This is a genomic window from Duganella sp. Dugasp56 (genome assembly GCF_047304105.1).
GTDB lineage: Bacteria > Pseudomonadota > Gammaproteobacteria > Burkholderiales > Burkholderiaceae_D > Rugamonas > Rugamonas hordei.
The window spans coordinates 148,169-163,924 of record NZ_JBGLYQ010000008.1 but is presented as its reverse complement, the minus strand read 5'-3'; the positions used below and the strand labels follow the sequence as shown (position 1 = coordinate 163,924).

General features: G+C 63.9%; 14 protein-coding genes. 6 read left to right on the top strand and 8 right to left on the bottom strand.

The features are described from left to right. Positions 1-101 precede the first annotated feature (101 nt). Genes ACCD07_RS07700 through ACCD07_RS07690 form a run of 3 tightly spaced genes read left to right on the top strand, consistent with a single transcriptional unit; the run spans position 102 to position 4,131 of the window. Complete coding sequence (locus ACCD07_RS07700) at positions 102-1,820, top strand: bifunctional metallophosphatase/5'-nucleotidase (protein WP_176654596.1); 1,719 nt, start codon at positions 102-104, stop codon at positions 1,818-1,820. 8 nt (positions 1,821-1,828) lie between these two features. Further along, the gene (locus ACCD07_RS07695; RefSeq protein WP_413447005.1) at positions 1,829-3,058 is read left to right on the top strand and encodes a phospholipase D-like domain-containing protein; all 1,230 of its coding nucleotides are present in this window, start codon (positions 1,829-1,831) and stop codon (positions 3,056-3,058) included. After that, positions 3,055-4,131, top strand: coding sequence for a S1/P1 nuclease (locus ACCD07_RS07690; RefSeq protein WP_413447004.1), 1,077 nt, complete (start codon positions 3,055-3,057; stop codon positions 4,129-4,131). Before ACCD07_RS07695 ends, ACCD07_RS07690 begins: the two co-directional genes overlap by 4 nt. Before the next feature lie 7 nt (positions 4,132-4,138). Here ACCD07_RS07690 and ACCD07_RS07685 read toward each other — a convergent pair whose 3' ends face one another. From ACCD07_RS07685 to ACCD07_RS07675, 3 genes are all read right to left on the bottom strand, one after another. Further along, positions 4,139-5,809, bottom strand: coding sequence for a GH39 family glycosyl hydrolase (locus ACCD07_RS07685; protein ID WP_413447003.1), 1,671 nt, complete (start codon positions 5,807-5,809; stop codon positions 4,139-4,141). A gap of 106 nt (positions 5,810-5,915) precedes the next feature. After that, the gene (locus tag ACCD07_RS07680; RefSeq protein WP_413447002.1) at positions 5,916-6,818 is read right to left on the bottom strand and encodes a substrate-binding periplasmic protein; all 903 of its coding nucleotides are present in this window, start codon (positions 6,816-6,818) and stop codon (positions 5,916-5,918) included. 42 nt (positions 6,819-6,860) lie between these two features. Continuing rightward, positions 6,861-7,634: a DeoR/GlpR family DNA-binding transcription regulator gene (locus tag ACCD07_RS07675; RefSeq protein WP_413447018.1), complete on the bottom strand. Its 774-nt coding sequence runs from the start codon at positions 7,632-7,634 to the stop codon at positions 6,861-6,863. 73 nt (positions 7,635-7,707) lie between these two features. Here ACCD07_RS07675 and ACCD07_RS07670 point away from each other — a divergent pair, with 73 nt between their 5' ends. The 3 genes from ACCD07_RS07670 to ACCD07_RS07660 all read left to right on the top strand — a co-directional run bounded on the left by ACCD07_RS07670 (position 7,708) and on the right by ACCD07_RS07660 (position 9,302). Continuing rightward, the gene (locus tag ACCD07_RS07670) at positions 7,708-8,283 is read left to right on the top strand and encodes an NUDIX domain-containing protein (RefSeq protein WP_413447001.1); all 576 of its coding nucleotides are present in this window, start codon (positions 7,708-7,710) and stop codon (positions 8,281-8,283) included. Positions 8,284-8,351: 68 nt separating this feature from the next. Then, on the top strand, positions 8,352-8,933 hold the full coding sequence (locus tag ACCD07_RS07665) for a hypothetical protein (RefSeq protein ID WP_176654590.1): 582 nt from the start codon (positions 8,352-8,354) through the stop codon (positions 8,931-8,933). Positions 8,934-8,942: 9 nt separating this feature from the next. Beyond that, a complete protein-coding gene (locus ACCD07_RS07660; RefSeq protein ID WP_176654589.1) occupies positions 8,943-9,302 on the top strand; it encodes a c-type cytochrome in 360 nt (119 codons plus the stop codon). A gap of 13 nt (positions 9,303-9,315) precedes the next feature. Here ACCD07_RS07660 and ACCD07_RS07655 read toward each other — a convergent pair whose 3' ends face one another. The 5 genes from ACCD07_RS07655 to tal all read right to left on the bottom strand — a co-directional run bounded on the left by ACCD07_RS07655 (position 9,316) and on the right by tal (position 15,215). After that, complete coding sequence (locus ACCD07_RS07655) at positions 9,316-10,287, bottom strand: ABC transporter permease (RefSeq protein WP_176654588.1); 972 nt, start codon at positions 10,285-10,287, stop codon at positions 9,316-9,318. A gap of 7 nt (positions 10,288-10,294) precedes the next feature. Beyond that, the gene (locus ACCD07_RS07650; protein WP_353399911.1) at positions 10,295-11,374 is read right to left on the bottom strand and encodes an ABC transporter permease; all 1,080 of its coding nucleotides are present in this window, start codon (positions 11,372-11,374) and stop codon (positions 10,295-10,297) included. Then, positions 11,371-12,900, bottom strand: coding sequence for an ABC transporter ATP-binding protein (locus ACCD07_RS07645; protein WP_413447000.1), 1,530 nt, complete (start codon positions 12,898-12,900; stop codon positions 11,371-11,373). Before ACCD07_RS07645 ends, ACCD07_RS07650 begins: the two co-directional genes overlap by 4 nt. A gap of 99 nt (positions 12,901-12,999) precedes the next feature. After that, positions 13,000-13,995 carry a BMP family lipoprotein gene (locus ACCD07_RS07640; protein WP_176654585.1) on the bottom strand — a complete coding sequence of 332 codons (996 nt, stop codon included), beginning with the start codon at positions 13,993-13,995 and terminating at the stop codon, positions 13,000-13,002. A gap of 131 nt (positions 13,996-14,126) precedes the next feature. Then, complete coding sequence (tal, locus tag ACCD07_RS07635; RefSeq protein WP_413446999.1) at positions 14,127-15,215, bottom strand: transaldolase; 1,089 nt, start codon at positions 15,213-15,215, stop codon at positions 14,127-14,129. Positions 15,216-15,756: the final 541 nt, after the last annotated feature.

The window sequence follows — 15,756 nt, the reverse complement described above, 5'->3', positions numbered from 1 at the left end:
TAATATACCGGTCTGGCGCTGCGGCGCCGGCTGGATCTGGCGCGGATTAGCGTCGTTTCGCAGGCCTTCGGGCCTGTTTTTCATTTTTGGAACGCGGTTACATGAACAAGTTTTCCAAGCCGGCGCGCGCGCTGGGCCCCTTGCTCGCTTGCGGCGCCGCGCTGGTCCTGTCTTCCTGCGGCCTGTTCCGGCATGCGCCGCCCGGCATGGCGGAAGTCCAGCTGGTGACGCTGAATGATTTCCACGGCAATATCGAAGCCACCAAGTATGTGATCGACAGCGCCTATGCGGCCGCGCCGCGCACCGTCGTCGCCGGCGGCATCGATACGCTGGGCGCCGCGCTGCAGGCATGGCGCAAGCAAGACCCGGAACTGCTGCTGGTCGGCGCCGGCGACCTGATCGGCGCCAGTCCGGCGATGTCGTCGATGTGGGCCGACGAGCCGACCATCGGCGCGATGGACCTGCTGGGCTTGCGCATCAGCTCGGTGGGCAACCACGAATTCGACACCGGCCGGCTGGAACTGCTGCGCCAGCAAAAAGGCGGCTGCAATTCGCCGCGCGCCGACAAGGCCTGCAAATTCGAAACCTCCTACGGCGGCGCCAAATTCCAATACCTGGCCGCCAACGTCATCGACATGGTGACCAAAAAGCCCATCCTGCCGGCCTACAAAATCGAGCAGGCGCATGGCGTCAAGATCGGCTTCATCGGCGCCGTGCTGCGCGACGCCGTCGAGAAGGCGCCGGCTTCCGGCATCGCCGGCCTGGACTTCGCCGACGAGGCCGACGCTATCAACCGCCAGCTGCCGGAACTGCGCAAGCAGGGCGTGGGCGTGTTCGTGGTGCTGATCCACCAGGGCGGCCGCACCACCGACAAATTCGACCAGCAGGATTGCACCCATCTGGGCGGACCGATCGTCGACGTGGTCAAGCGTCTCGATCCGGCGATCCGGCTGGTGATCAGCGGCCACTCGCACCGCGGCTACCTGTGCCGCGTGGACGGCCGCCTGGTGACGCAATCGGACATGGGCGGCCACGTCATGTCGCGCATCAAGCTGACGGTCGATACCGCCACCAACACGCTGCGCGACGTCAGCGCCAGGCAGGAGGTGATGATCCCCGGCACCTGGCCGGCGAATCCGGCGCTGGACGCCTATCTGAAAAAAATCCGCGAGCGCAGCGCCACCGCGCTGGCGCGCCCGATCGCCAGGCTGGCCGTGCCCAGCGTGCCGCGCGAAAAGCAGGACGACGGCGAATCGGCGCTGGGCGACCTGGTGACCGACGCCACCCTGGCGGCGGGCCGGGCCTACGGCGCGCAGATCGCCTTCGTCAATAACGGCTCGCTGCGCCATGACCTCGACACCGGCGCCGACAACCGCGTCAGCGTGGGCCAGCTGCTGTCGTCGCTGCCGTACACGAATTCGCTGGTGGTGATGAACCTGCGCGGCGCGCAAATCCGCGAACTGCTGGAGCAGCAATGGACCGGCGGCCGGGATATCACGCGCGGCCTGCTGCAGGTGTCGGAAGGCTTCAGCTACGAATGGGATCCGCGGCGCGGCGAAGGCAACAAGGTGGTGCGGGACAGCGTCATGCTCAACCGCGTGCCGCTGGACGACAACACCTCGTACCGTATCGTCGTCAACAACTTCCTGGCCGAAGGCGGCGACGCCTTCCCGATGTTCGTCTCCGGCAGCAACCGCGCCGAGACCAGCATCCGCGACATCGATGCGCTGACCGACTACCTGGTCAAGCGCGAACAGAACGGCAAGCCCGCCGGCAGGGCGGAAGTACAGGGCCGCATCAAGCGGCGGCAACCACTTTAAGGATGATCATGCGTCGAGTTTTGCTTTCTGTTGTAGTGCCCGCGCTGCTGGTGTCGCTGGCGGCGCCGGCGCGCGCCGACTTCTCCATCCCGGGCTTTGAGCTGGTGCAGACCGCGCCGGTCGAAACGCCGCTGCACAGCGCCGACCTGCGCGACCCGGCCACCGTATGGACCGAATTGTTCGACAACGCCAAAAGCGAAATCGTGCTGGGTCAGTTCTACGCGGTGAACAAGGAGGGCAGCGTATTCAGCAAGGTGGTCGAGCACCTGGCGGCCGCCGGCAAGCGCGGCGTCAAGATCCGCTTCCTGCTCGACGCCAAGGGCGTCGGCCTGTCGGAGAAAAGCACCATCGAGCAGCTGAAGGCTATCCCCAACCTGGAACTGCGCATCATCGATGTCAACAAGCTGACCGGCAACGGCATCCTGCACGCCAAGTACATGGTGGTCGACGGAGCGACGGCCTATGTCGGCAGCCAGAACTTCGACTGGCGCTCGTTCGAGCATATCCACGAGACCGGCCTGCGCATCAGCGACGCGAAGATCGTCGGCCAGATCATGGCGGTGTTTAACCAGGACTGGCGCGCGCAGGCGCTCAGCACGCAGGGCCTGGTGGCGCCGGCGCTGAACGTGAAGAAGGAAGCGGCCAACATCCACCAGGACGTCTTCCTGCTGTCCAGCCCCAATCAGTTCAATCCGGCCGGCGTCGGCGATTCCGAAGCCGGACTGCCGCAACTGCTGGCCGAAGCCAAAAGCGAAGTGCGCGTGCAACTGCTGGACTATGCGCCGCTGAGCTACGGCCCGAAAGGCACGCGCCCTTATTACGCCGTGATCGACAACGCGGTGCGAGCCGCCGCCAACCGCGGCGTCAAGATCAAGCTGATGGTGTCGAACTGGAACCTTGAGGAACCGGCCCAGGCCTACCTGAAAAGCCTGGCCGTGCTGCCGAACGTGGAGATCCGCGTGGTCACGCTGCCGGCGGCCTCCACCGGTTTCATTCCGTTCGCTCGCGTCATCCACAGCAAGACCATGGTGATCGACAACCAGATCGCGTGGGTCGGCACCAGCAACTGGAGCGGCGGCTACATGGATTTGTCGCGCAACCTGGAGGTGGTGATGCGCAACGAGAAAATGGCGCTGCGCCTGGCCGCGCTGCACGAACAGACCTGGGCTTCGCAATACGCGCAGCCGCTGGACATCAACAAGAAGTATGCGAAACCCGCGAAAGGCAGCCCGGAATGAAAAAGCTTGCATTGTTTGTGGCGCTGAGCGGCGCCTTCGTCTCCTTCAATGCCCATGCCTGGGGCAATGACGGACACCGCGCCGTCGGCGCGATCGCCGACCAGCTGATCAAGGGCACGCCCGCCGAGAAGCGTGTGCAGGCCTTGCTGCTGCCGGGCGAAAGCCTGGAGAAGGTCGCCAACTGGGCCGACTGCGTCAAGGGCACCTACTGCGGACCGCAGAGCGAAGAGATGGTGGCCTACGTGGCCGCCAATCCCAAGCACAGCGAGTACCACTACACCGACGTGCCGTTCCAGAACCAGCACTACCACGACCACGACGTCGGCACCGCCGATGACGATATCGTGCAGACGCTGAAGCAGTGCATCGCCACCTTGCAGGGCAAGGGCGACAAGATCAGCAACCCGCACAACTTCACGCCGCGCCAGGCGCTGCTGATGCTGACCCACCTGACCGGCGACATCGCGCAGCCGCTGCACGTGGGCGCCGCCTACGTCGGCAAGAACGGCGGCTTCGTCGTGCCGCAGAAGAAAGGCCAGATCGATGCGGTGGAGATGTTCGATTCGCGCGGCGGCAACAACCTGCTGCTGGACGATGTCAAACTGAGCGCCAACAGCGCGCAGCTGATTCCGGTGGCTCCGGCGGACGCGGAGGCCAAGCAGGCTACCCCGGCCACCCCGCCGCGCGCGCCGCAGACCACGCGTCCGTTCCATTCGTATTGGGACACCACGGTGGTGAACTACGCCTTCCGCCGCATCGGCGCCCGCACGCCGGAGCAGTTCGCGCAGATGGTCATCGCCGGCAATCCGGCGGTGGGGCCGAACAGCGGCGATCCGATCAGCTGGCCGTACGAGTGGGCCGACCAGTCGCTGGCCGTGTCGAAGCTGGCCTACGCCGACGTGGTGCCGGGCGTGGCCACCCAGCAGACGAGCAAGAACGGTGAGGTCTACAACGTGTGGTCGCTGACGGTGCCGGACAATTATCCGGTCCCCAGTTCTGCCGCCGCCAAGACGCAGCTGATCCAGGGCGGCTATCACCTGGCCGCGATCCTGAAAGCGATCTTCCCACAGTAACGGCGGTCTAGTAGCTCAGCGTCAGCAGCGAGACTGCCTGGCGCGGCAGCTGCATCGTGACGGTGGTGCTGTGATCGCGCAGCGCCACCGTTCTTGGCTTGTCCAGCTGCGCCAGTTCGCTGGCCTTGACCAGCTGGGCGATCTGCTCGCCGCTTGGCTGCGCCGGCGCCCCCATCTTCTTCCACAACGCATACGAGTTGCCGTGCTGCTGGTCGATCCGGTAGTGCCGCAGCACCGCGCGCTTGCCGGGTATGCCGGTGATGGTCACAGCCACCGGCGTGCCGTCGTCGATGCGGTCGTCGTCGTGATAATTCCATACCATCACGGCGATCCGGTGCCGGTCCCTGCTGGCCAGGGCGTTGATGTCCGTGCGCTCTCCGCGCACGCCGCCGGCGATGATGTTCGCGGCGTCGTAGGCCAGGTCGCCTTCCACCTTCAGGCGCTGGCCGCCCATCATGCCCAGCATGCGGAACACGTTGAGCACCGGCTTGTTGACGCCGTTCGTGGCCAGGTCGCGGAAGCCCGCGAACCACGGCTGGTCTTCGAACTCGAACGACCAGTTGACCGCGCCGAGCAGATTGACGCCAGTCTGCGCGGCCATGTCGTACTCGCGCGCGATGGAGGCGGCGGTGTAGCTGGCATAGAGCGTGCCGTTGCGGTAGGCGTTTTCCGGGTTGGTCTGCATGCCGCAGGCGGCGCAGCCTTCCGGGTCGGATTCGCCGATGATGATCGGCAGATGCCTGATTTCCGGATGGCTGGCGACGATGTTGAAGCCGTCCTGTATGCGTTTCAGGTGGATGCCCATGCCCATCTGTACGACGCCGTCCTTCACGGTCGGGCTGCCCTTGGCGTGGAAGGCCACGAAGTCCAGCGGACTGCCGGTTTTTCCGGTGGCGTAGTTGGTCTCGTGCAGACAGTGGACGATGAAGTCGTCGAGGAACTGGCCGGCGGCTGCGGTGTGCGGGCCGCCGATGCGGGCGGTCGGCAGGGCGCGCTTGACCGCGTCGGCCGCATAATCGTACATCTTGAAATAGGTGCGCTTGACGTCCGGCGCGATCAGGTACCAGCCGTCCGGCTCATTCCACACTTCCCAGTACCAGCTCTCCACCTCGGCCTGGCCGTAGCGCGCCACGCTGTGCCTGACCCACTGGTAGATCAGCTCCGACCATTTGGCGTAGTCCTTCGGCGGATACGCCCAGCCAGTCATGATCTCCTGGTACGGCGTGCCCGGCTTCCAGTGGTGCTGGTAGGGCTGCGGGTGTTCGGACAGCGCCTCCGGCATGAAGCCGATCTGCGCCAGCGGCTTCATTTTGCGCTGGATGTAAGTATCGAAGATGGCGTCGACGATGCGCCAGTCGTAGACCGGGTTGCCGTCCTTGTCTTCGGTGTACATATTGGTCGAGCCCCATTTCAGCGCGTAGCTACCGTCGCCGGAACTCATCAGGTTGTGGGCCCGCACGTAGACCGGCACCGGCGACAGCGCGGCGATATCGCCCAGCAGCTTGCGGCCGTTGGGCGCGGTGGTGTAGTTGGGCTCATCGTAGCCGAACCACGCCCAGAAGGGCTTCATCGGCCCGGTGGCGGCGTTGGCGTCGACATGGATGGCGACGGGCGCGGATTGCGCGTGGCACAGGGCGGCCGCGCCGCAGAGGACGAGCGCAAGCAGATGGCGTTTCATGATTGTCTCTTGATCTATTGTTTGAGACGATCTTATGCCGATTGTCCTTGCGTCTCCAATAACATCTTCGCGATCTGCGATACCGGAATGGGTATGGCTGCGGCCTTTACTTGCCGGTCAGGGGATTGAACCAGAGTTCGCTGCGCGACAGCGGCGTCTCCGGCGTCAGCGTCGGATTGGGCAGTGTCAGCACGCGGCGTCTGCCCAGCCCCGCGTTCTTGAGGCTTTCGCCTTTGTACTTCTGGAAGATCGCGTTCAGCGAGCCGTCCTTGATCATCATCTCCATGCCGGCTTCGATGCGCCGCGCCAGCAGCTTGCCCTCGGCGTCGCGCCGCAGGAAGAAGTACAAGGGAAGCGGGTAGTACATCAGCAGCGTCGGTTCGACCGCCATGTGCGGATGGCTGGCGCGGCGTTCCTGGAACTCGCGTCGCGCCTCGTCGATGCCGCGGGAGAAAAAATCGAAACGTCCGGCGTCGAGCATCGCGAACAAGCCCCGGTAGGTGGTGCCTTCCTCCACTTCGAAGCCCGCCGCGCGCAGGATGGGCACATCGATCCAGTCCTTGCCCTGGCCGACGCGCAGCTTGCGCAGATCGTCCAGCGTGCGCACGGCGGCGAAGCGCGGCAGGTCGGCGTCGCGTACCAGGAACGTGCGGTAGCCCAGCAGGCCGCGATCGATAGGCAGGCGCACCGGGATGAATTGCCGCTCCAGCTCGGGCGAGGTGGCGCGGGCGAAGATGTTGATGCGGCCACCCGGCAGCAGCGCTTCCTGCGCCACGCGCGGCGGCGACATCACATGGGTCGATTGCTGCAGTTCGTAAGGACCGAAGCGCGGCACGGTCTTGTCGAGCGCCGTGCGCAGCACGGCCCAATCGTAGTCGTAGCGGCTGTCGCTGTCGTCGGCGCTGGTGAGCGGATAGACGACATGCGTCCCCGCGCCCGCGTGCAGGCACAATGCCGCCAGCAGTAATCCCAACCAGACGCGCTTTCGATAGCCCCAGGACTGTTTCATCCTGCGAGTATGTCACGGCCTGCCGCGATCCATCAAGTAGCGCTAGGCGCGGATGATGGCTATGTCCATGTTGAGATAGGGGGCAAGCAGGGCTTCGGGCACGGAGCTGTTGACGACGATGGCGCTGACCTGCGCCAGCGGTGCGATCTGGTAGGGCGAGGCGGTGTTCAGTTTTTCGGGCGAGGCCAGCACCACGGTGCGCTGGGCCATGGCGCTGATCGCGCGCTTGATGCCGGCTTCGTCGAAATCGCCGGTGGTGATGCCGGCTTCAGGATGCAGGCTGCAGACGCCCATGAAGTAGATGTCGGTGCGGATTTGTGTAATGGCTTCCAGCGCCGACGGGCCCATCGCGACCACCGAGTGCTTGAACAGGCGGCCGCCGATCAGGATCACCTCGACCAGCGGATGTGCAACCAGTTCGACCGCCACGCTGGGACTATGCGTGACGACCGTGCAGCGCAGCTCGCGCGGCAGGGCGCGCGCCAGCTGCACGGCGGTGGTGCCGCCGTCGATGAAGACGACTTGTCCGTCCGCGATCATCGCGGCGGCGGCGCGGGCGATGGCGGGCTTGGCGTCGCTGGAAATCTGCTGGCGCTGGGCGAAGTCGCCCATGGCCGGCGAAGTTGGCAGGGGCGGAGCCAGGGGCAGGGCGCCGCCGTGCACGCGCTGCAGCAGTCCTTCTGCCGCCAGCTCGCGCAGGTCGCGGCGGATGGTGTCCTCGGACAGGCCCAGTTCCTCGCTGAGGGATTTGGCGACGATCTGCCCATCCTGCCGGAGGCGGGCGAGCAGCAGTTCTTTGCGTTGGCGTGTCAGCATATGCATGAAATATCTTGATGTTGCACGATATTGCATGATATCGTAAAAAAACGCAACCAAGGAGTGTATTGCTATGCCCGAAGACCGCATCCGCATCCACAAGGTGGAAACCCTGTCCGACGACTGGTTCCTGCTGCAGAAGACCACTTTCGACTATCGCCGCAACGACGGCAGATGGCAGCGCCAGACGCGCGAGACCTACGATCGCGGCCACGGCGCCACCATCCTGCTGTACAACCGCGAACGGCGCACGGTGGTGCTGGTGCGGCAGTTCCGCTTTCCGACCTACGGCAACGGCCACGACGGCTTCCTGATCGAAACCGCCGCCGGCCTGCTGGACGAGGCCAGTCCCGAGGAGCGCATCCGCGCCGAGGTCGAAGAGGAAACCGGCTACCGCGTCGGCGCAGTGAACAAGGTGTTCGAAGCCTTCATGAGTCCCGGCTCGGTCACGGAGCGGCTGTATTTCTTCGTCGCCGAATACGACCCCGCATCGCGCGCCGGCAACGGCGGCGGCATAGCGGAAGAGGGGGAGGACATCGAAGTACTGGAACTGGCGATGACCGATGCGATGCAGATGATGGCCGACGGCCGCATAGCCGACGGCAAGACCATCATGCTGCTGCAATATGCGGCGCTGCATCTGATGTAGAGGAGCGCCTCCACCTGCGACGTCGAATTGCTGATACATTTGCAAAATTGTAAATGTTAGGAGATTTCATGAGGCGCATCCTGTTCGCAGTCACTCCTTTGCTGTTCATCTCGGCGGTGTCGGCGCAGCAGCGCGCGGATGATCCGTTGGGGCCTTTGGCGGCGTGCTTCAAAGGCAGCGAGTTCCGCGTAGGTTCAAGGGACCGGCTGCCGGCGACGATGAAATGGCGCATGGTGGAAACCGCCGAAGGCCAGGCCAAAATCTCGATGGCGGACGGCTACCGGCTGATGATCTACAGCGATGGCACGGCGCCGGCGGTGAACCTGAAACTGGAGCGCTCGGAGGAAGGTCGTCTAGATGAGGACCGTGCCGCCGTGGTCGGCCAGTTCCGCTATCTGGCGGCGCGCGACGAGGGCAAAACGGTGACCTACACGGAGGGTGAGCTGGGTACGCTGGAGCATCTGGCGCTGCGCAAGGCCAAGCTGGATTCCCCTGGTCCTGCAAGCATCGAGACGCTGATACAAAAGCGCACGAATACCGTCGCCACTGTGTACCTGTTGAACAATGCGCCCGAAAAAGGGATGGAGTGGTTCGACGCCTTTCGCACGCGCTTCCTGGCCAAGCTGTCGGGGTGTATCGAAAAGCAGTAACATCGGCGCATGAAAGCATATCTTCTATTGGCGCTGCTGGCCGCCGCTCACGCCGTTGCGGCGGGAGATCTGAAGGCGGGCGAGTTACTGTTCAAGCGCTGTGCCTCCTGCCATCAGATCGGCCCTTACGCACAAGGCGGCTTCGGGCCGCAGCTGAACGCCATCATCGGCCGCCACGCCGCGTCGACCACGGACTACAAGTACTCGGAAGCGATGAGGAAATCGGGATTGGTGTGGGACGAAAAAACGCTGGCCGCATTCCTGCGCGCGCCGCACGACGTGGTGCCGGGGACCAGTATGCGTTTTTGGGGAATCAAGGATGAACAGCAGGTCGCCGACCTGCTGTCCTATATGCGCACGCTGAAGTGATCGGCGGGAGAGATTAACGGGACTTGACGAACGGCGTACCCAGCGCTTTCGGCGCCACCGACTTGGCCATCAGGCCGGCCAGCACGATCACCGTCACCACATAAGGCACCATCTGGATCAGCGAGCCTGGCAGGCGGCCGACCAGCGGCAGGTCCACACCCTCGATCTGGATCTGCACCGCGCCGAAGAAGCCGAACATCAGACAGCCAAGGAAGGTGTACAGCGGACGCCAGTTACCGAACACCATCGCCGTCAGCGCCAGGTAGCCGGCGCCGGCCGACATGTCGCGCAGGAAGAAGCCGCTCTGCACGATCGCCAGGTAGGCGCCCGAGAACGAGCACAGTACGCCGGCGATCAGCATCGCGATGTAGCGCTGGCGCTCGACGCTGACGCCGGCCGCATCGGCCGCATGCGGGTTCTCGCCGCAGGCGCGCAGGCGCAGGCCGAAGCTGGTGTGGTACAGCACCCAGTGCACCAGCGGCACCAGAGCGAACGCCAGGTACACCAGCACCGAGTGGCCGCCGATCAGGTGCGCGTACAGCCAGCCGACGAACGGTATGTCCTCAACCGCGGCGCTGCCCGGCAGCACCACGTCGAACAGGCGCGCTTGGCCCAGGTCCGGCGTGCGTCCGCCCTGCTGGAAGAAGAATTGCGCGACCACGAAAGTCAGCCCGCTCATGGCGATGTTGATCGCGATGCCGGCCACCAGCTGGTTGCCTTTCTGCGAGATGGCGACATAGCCCTGCAAGGTCGCCAGCAGCACCGACACCAGCATGCCGGCGGCCACGCCGTACCACGGATTCTGCGTGGCGAAGGCCACTGCCGCCGAGACGAACGCCGAAGCCAGGATCTTGCCTTCGAGGCCGATGTCGATCACGCCCGAACGTTCGGCGAACAGGCCGGCCATGCCGGCGAAAATCAGCACCGGCGCATTGCGCACGGTCGACACCAGGATGCTGCCGATATGGAGGTCTTCAAAAGTCATGACAGTCTCACTTTTTCCGTTTGAGCAGGGCGGCGATGGCGGGGGCGTAGAAGTTTTCCATCGCGCCGCAGAACAGGATGATCAAGCCCTGGATGAAGATGAAGGTCTCGGGCGGAATGTTCTGCTTTTCCAGCGACAGGTCGAAGCCGCCCTGGATCAGCGCGCCGAACAGCACCGCCGACAGGAAAATCCCTACCGGATGCTGGCGTCCCATCAGCGCGATCGCGATGCCGACGAAGCCCGCGCCGCCGACGAAGTTGAGCGACAGGTAGTGGGTCGAACCCATGATGGAGTTGACCGAACCGAGGCCGGCCAGCGCGCCGGAGATCAGCATCACGGTGATGATCATCTTGCTGATGCGGACGCCCGCATAGTGCGCCGCATGCTTGTTCAAACCGGTGGCGCGCAGCTTGAAGCCCCACGAGGAGCGCGACACCATCACGCCGTAAATCACCAGCGCGATGATCGCCAGGAAGAAGCTGATGTTGAGCGGCGTCTCGCCGAGGATGGGGAACCACTGGTTCAGGCGCGGCATTTCGGCGGCGGCGCTGAAGGCGCGGCTGGCCGGATTCTGCTCGCCCGCCGGCACCAGGTATTTGACGATCACGGTGTTCATCAGCGCGCCGGCGATGTAGTTGAACATGATGGTGGTGACCACCACGTGGCTGCCGCGTTTCGCCTGCAGGTAGCCGGGCAGGAAGGCCCACAGCGCGCCGAACAGCGCCGCGCCTATCATGCCGACCGGGATCAGTATCCACATCGGCAGCGAACTGTCGAAGGCCAGCATGGCCAAGGTCAGGCCGAGGCCGGCGAAGTACATCTGGCCTTCGGCGCCGATGTTGAACAGGCCGGCCTGCATGGCGATCGATACCGCCAGGCCGGTGAAGATGAAGGTCGACGCGTAGAACAGCGTGTAGCTCAAGCCTTCCGGATTGACGACGGCGCTGTTGATCAGGATGCCCATCGATTCGACCGGGCTTTCGCCCAGCAAATAGATCACCAGCGCGGCCACCAGCAGGGCCGACAACAGGTTCAGTACGGGCATTACAAAGCCGGTTGCCCAGCGTGGCAGGTCTTGGTTGTTCATGATTTGTGCATCCCGCCCATCAGCAAGCCGATACGGGTCGTGTCGAATTCTTCAATTTTCAGTTCGCCGGTGATGCGGCCGCCGCACATGACCAGGATACGGTCCGCCAGCGCGCGCACTTCCTCCAGCTCCACGGACACCAGCAGGATCGCCACGCCGGCGTCGCGCAGGGCGAGCAGCTGGGTGTGGATGCTTTCGATGGTGCCGATGTCGACGCCGCGCGTCGGCTGGCCGACCAGCATCAGCTTGGGCTGCGCCAGCACTTCGCGCGCGATCACCACCTTCTGCTGGTTGCCGCCGGAGAGCAGGCCGATACGCAAATCATGGTTGTTCGGGCGGACGTCGAAGTTCTTCATCAGTTCCGCGCAGCGCGCGGCGATGGCCTTGAAGTCGAACAGGCCCCAGCGGTTTTTCAGCTTGTCCTGGTAGCCGAGGATGGTGTTGTGCATGACCGAGAAGGCCTTCACCACGCCGTCGCGCAGGCGGTCTTCCGGAATGTGGGCGATGCCCAGTTCGCGGAAGGTGCGCGGCAGGCCGTCGGCGTCGGAGCGGCCGGCGAACGGCAGCGCCTTGCCCTGGAAGTCGATCTTGCCGGAAGTCGGCAGGCGCATGCCCGACAGGATTTCCATCAACTCGCTCTGGCCATTGCCGGACACGCCGGCGATCGCCACGATCTCGCCGGCGCGCAGCGTGAAGCCGATGTCGGCCAGCAGCTTGACCTGCTGTTCGTCCTGCAGCAGCAGGTTCTCGACGTGCAGCACCGGCGCGCCCGGGTTGTACGGCTTGCGCGGCAGGTTGTTCTCGATGGGACGCCCGACCATCATGTTGGCCAGGTCTTCCTTGGTGGTGCCGGCGGTCGGCACGGCGCCGATCACGCGGCCGCCGCGCATCACGGTCACGGTGTCGGTGATGTCGAGGATTTCCTGCAGCTTGTGCGTGATCAGGATGATGGTCTTGCCCTGTTCCTTGAACAGCCGCAGGATCTCGAACAGCGACTCGGTCTCCTGCGCGGTCAGCACGGCGGTCGGCTCGTCGAGGATCAGGATGTTGGCGCTGCGGTAGATCTGCTTGAGGATCTCCACGCGCTGCTGGGCGCCCACCGACAGGTCGTGGATGGTGGCCAGCGGATCGACGTCCAGGCGGTAGCGGGTGCAGATCTCGCGCAGCTGCGCTTCGACGGCGGCGCGTTTCGGCTTCAGCTTGAAGCCGCCTTCGCTGCCCAGCATCACGTTATCGAGCACGGTCATGTTCTCGACCAGCATGAAGTGCTGGTGCACCATGCCGATGCCGAGCGCGATGGCCTCCTGGCTGTTGTGAATGCGGCGCGCCTGGCCATCGAGCAGGATCTCCCCGCCGTCGGCGCGGTAATATCCGTACAGGATGCTCATCAGGGTCGATTTGCCGGCGCCGTTCTCGCCCACCAGGCCATGGATCGAACCCTTGGCGATGGCGAAGCTGACGTCCGTGTTCGCTTTTACAGCTCCGAAATGCTTGGAGATGCCGCGAAATTCTACTGCTGGCTGCATAGGATCGTTTTCGGTGCGGAGTTAAGTAAAATGCTTAAAACGTTAAACGCGCCGCACGGAGCATGACTCCGCCGGCGCGCTCTCATGTTCAAACAGGTATCAGGCCGGGCAGGCTGCGCCCGAACGGATGTCGATCACTTTGACCTTGCCGTCGATGATGTCCTTGCGGGCACCGGTGACGCGCTTCTCGATTTCCGGCGTGATCAGCTTGCGGTTGTTCTCGTCCAGAGCCCAATCGACGCCGCCTTCCTTCAGGCCCTTGGCGGTGACGCCGGCCTTCCAGGTGCCGGCCTTCATCTGCATGAAGGAGTCGTACACGGCGTTGTCCACGCGCTTGACCATCGAGGTCAGGATGGTGCCCGGGTACAGGCTGTTCTGGTTGGAGTCGACGCCGATCCCCAGCTTGCCTTTTTCCTTGGCCGTTTGCAGCGTGCCCAGGCCGGAGCCGCCGGCGACGGCGAACACCACGTCGACGCCGCGATCGAATTGCGAGCGCGCCAGTTCGCCGCCCTTGGCCGGGTTGTTCCACGAGTCGGAGGTGGTGCCGACCATGTTGGAGCTGACTTCGACTTTAGGGTTGACCGACTTGGCGCCCTGGGCGTAGCCGCAGGCGAAGGTGCGGATCAGCGGGATGTCGACGCCGCCGATGAAGCCCAGCTTCTTCGATTTCGAGGCCATCGCGGCGGCCACGCCGACCAGGTACGAGCCTTCTTCTTCCTTGAAGGTGATGGAGTTGATGTTGGCGCCCTGCGCCACGCCGTCGATCAGCACGAAGTGCACTTTCGGGAATTCCTTGGCCACCTTCTGCACGGCCGCCTGCTGGGCGAAGCCGATCGAGGCGATCAGGTCCAGGTTCTTGCGGGCCAGGCCGCGCAGCACCTGTTCGGCCTGGGTGTCGCTGGAGGCTTGCACCTCGATGAAATTGATATTGGTTTCCTTCTTGAAGCGCGAGGCGCCTTCAAAAGCGGACTGGTTGAACGACTTGTCGAACTTGCCGCCTGCGTCATACACGATGCCCAGCTTAGGGTCAGCCGCGGACGCGCTGCCAGCGATGAAGAGTGCTGCAAGCGTCAAACTAAGTTGTGAAAGTTTCATGAATAGGCTCCTGGAAGAACGATATTGTATATTTTTATTGGACGAAACATGTAATACGGCGCCGCTTTATCGCCGCAAACCCCTGATTTTTAGAGGTTTGCCTCGGGGATACGCCGGTAATCACCGGCGTATCACGCGGTCAGCGCCAGCAGTTTGTCAAAAGCTTGTTCAAATTGCAGCAAACCGGCGGCCAGCAGCTCGCTGCCCACGGTTTCCAGGTCGATGCCGTGGTGCGCCAGCTGCGCCAGCACGGCGCGCTCGGCTTCCACGTCGCCATCCAGGGTCGGCTCGGCCACGCCGTGGTCGCGGAAGGCGTCCAGCGTGGCGTCCGGCACGGTGTTGATGGTGCCCGAGCCGATCAGGCCCTCGACGTAACGCACGTCGCGCTCGGAAGGCGTCTTGGTCGCGGTGCTGGCCCACAGCAGCCATTGCGGCGTGGCGCCGAAGGCGGCGAACACGGCGAAGCCGCTGTCGTTCTTCCAGTCGTGATAGGCGAGGCGGGCGGCGGCCATGGCGGCGCGGCCGCGCACGGCGACGGCGGTGCTGTCGGCGGCGTTCTCCAGCAGGGCGTCGACGGCAACGTCGATGCGGCTGATGAACACGCTGGCCACGCTGGCGATACGCTGCACCGACAGCTTGTCCTGCAGGCGGCGGGCCAGGCCGCGGCGGTGCGCGGCGCGCACGGCCTGGGTCTGGCTGGCGGTGAAGATCAGCGTCATGTTGACGTTGATGCCGGCGTAGATCACTTCCTCCAGCGCGGCGATGCCGGCCGGCGTGGCCGGAATCTTGATCATGGCGTTGGGGCGGCCGATGACGGCCCACAGGCGCTTGGCGTCGGCCACGGTGCCGGCGGTGTCGTGGGCCAGCCGCGGCGCCACTTCGAAGCTGACAAAGCCGGCCTTGCCGTCGGAGTTTTGGTACAGCGGCGCGAACAAATCGCAGGCGCGCTGCACGTCCGGCAGCACCAGCGCCTCGAAGCGCGCTTCCGGCGTCGCCAGCGCGGTGCGCAGCAGCGGCAGGGCGGCCTGGTAGGCGGCGTCGGTGCGGATGGCGTTGTAGAAGATGGCCGGGTTCGAGGTCAGGCCCTGGATGCCGTCGGCGGCGATCAGTTCGGCCAGCTGGCCGGAGGCGAGCAGGTGGCGGCTCAGGTTATCGAGCCAGATTTGTTGTCCCAGGTCGCCCACCGCGCGCAGGCGGCTGTGTTCAAGCATGTTGTTCATCTACCGTTCCAAGTATGTGACGCAGCGCATCATGACGGCGGTGTTTGCGTCAGCCGGCCTCCGCGCCGGCCCCTCGGGGCCCGCAGAGTCCGCGCATGTCGCACCGCCGCAACAGTCGACGCCAAATTAAATATTTTTATATTGTTGCTTTTTTGTCCGTTTGGAAAAATTTCCTGCTGATTGGATAAATCTGCAGCGGCCTCCCAAGCCTGCCGAAAATCGGCTTTTTCATTGCAAGCCAGGGTGTTTTCGCCCTCGGAGGCCGGCTTTTTCAGGCGATCCACTACTATGCATCAGCGGCGATATGTACGACAAATTCGATTTTACTTAGCTATTTATATAAAATATATATGAATCGAAACACTCAAAAAGTGAGTTTCTGTCATTTTTTTCCATGCTAGCATGGTTGGCAATCTGCATATTGTTATGCGGAAGTTAGTAGTTTTAGTACTGTTTTAGCAATAAGTTTTGCCAATAAAAAGACATCGTCCCGCTGCCAAGCGCGGGGGAGGACGGGATTACGGATGGTATTTACAACTTG

Excerpts from the sequence above, each read along its gene's own strand:
- ACCD07_RS07670 (WP_413447001.1), top strand. The coding sequence starts at position 7,708 with ATGCCCGAAGACCGCATCCGCATCCACAAGGTGGAAACCCTGTCCGAC.
- ACCD07_RS07680 (WP_413447002.1), bottom strand. The coding sequence starts at position 6,818 with ATGAAACAGTCCTGGGGCTATCGAAAGCGCGTCTGGTTGGGATTACTG.
- ACCD07_RS07645 (WP_413447000.1), bottom strand. The coding sequence starts at position 12,900 with ATGCAGCCAGCAGTAGAATTTCGCGGCATCTCCAAGCATTTCGGAGCT.
- ACCD07_RS07700 (WP_176654596.1), top strand. The coding sequence starts at position 102 with ATGAACAAGTTTTCCAAGCCGGCGCGCGCGCTGGGCCCCTTGCTCGCT.
- ACCD07_RS07675 (WP_413447018.1), bottom strand. The coding sequence starts at position 7,634 with ATGCTGACACGCCAACGCAAAGAACTGCTGCTCGCCCGCCTCCGGCAG.
- tal (WP_413446999.1), bottom strand. The coding sequence starts at position 15,215 with ATGAACAACATGCTTGAACACAGCCGCCTGCGCGCGGTGGGCGACCTG.
- ACCD07_RS07685 (WP_413447003.1), bottom strand. The coding sequence starts at position 5,809 with ATGAAACGCCATCTGCTTGCGCTCGTCCTCTGCGGCGCGGCCGCCCTG.
- ACCD07_RS07640 (WP_176654585.1), bottom strand. The coding sequence starts at position 13,995 with ATGAAACTTTCACAACTTAGTTTGACGCTTGCAGCACTCTTCATCGCT.
- ACCD07_RS07650 (WP_353399911.1), bottom strand. The coding sequence starts at position 11,374 with ATGAACAACCAAGACCTGCCACGCTGGGCAACCGGCTTTGTAATGCCC.
- ACCD07_RS07690 (WP_413447004.1), top strand. The coding sequence starts at position 3,055 with ATGAAAAAGCTTGCATTGTTTGTGGCGCTGAGCGGCGCCTTCGTCTCC.
- ACCD07_RS07665 (WP_176654590.1), top strand. The coding sequence starts at position 8,352 with ATGAGGCGCATCCTGTTCGCAGTCACTCCTTTGCTGTTCATCTCGGCG.
- ACCD07_RS07695 (WP_413447005.1), top strand. The coding sequence starts at position 1,829 with ATGCGTCGAGTTTTGCTTTCTGTTGTAGTGCCCGCGCTGCTGGTGTCG.
- ACCD07_RS07660 (WP_176654589.1), top strand. The coding sequence starts at position 8,943 with ATGAAAGCATATCTTCTATTGGCGCTGCTGGCCGCCGCTCACGCCGTT.
- ACCD07_RS07655 (WP_176654588.1), bottom strand. The coding sequence starts at position 10,287 with ATGACTTTTGAAGACCTCCATATCGGCAGCATCCTGGTGTCGACCGTG.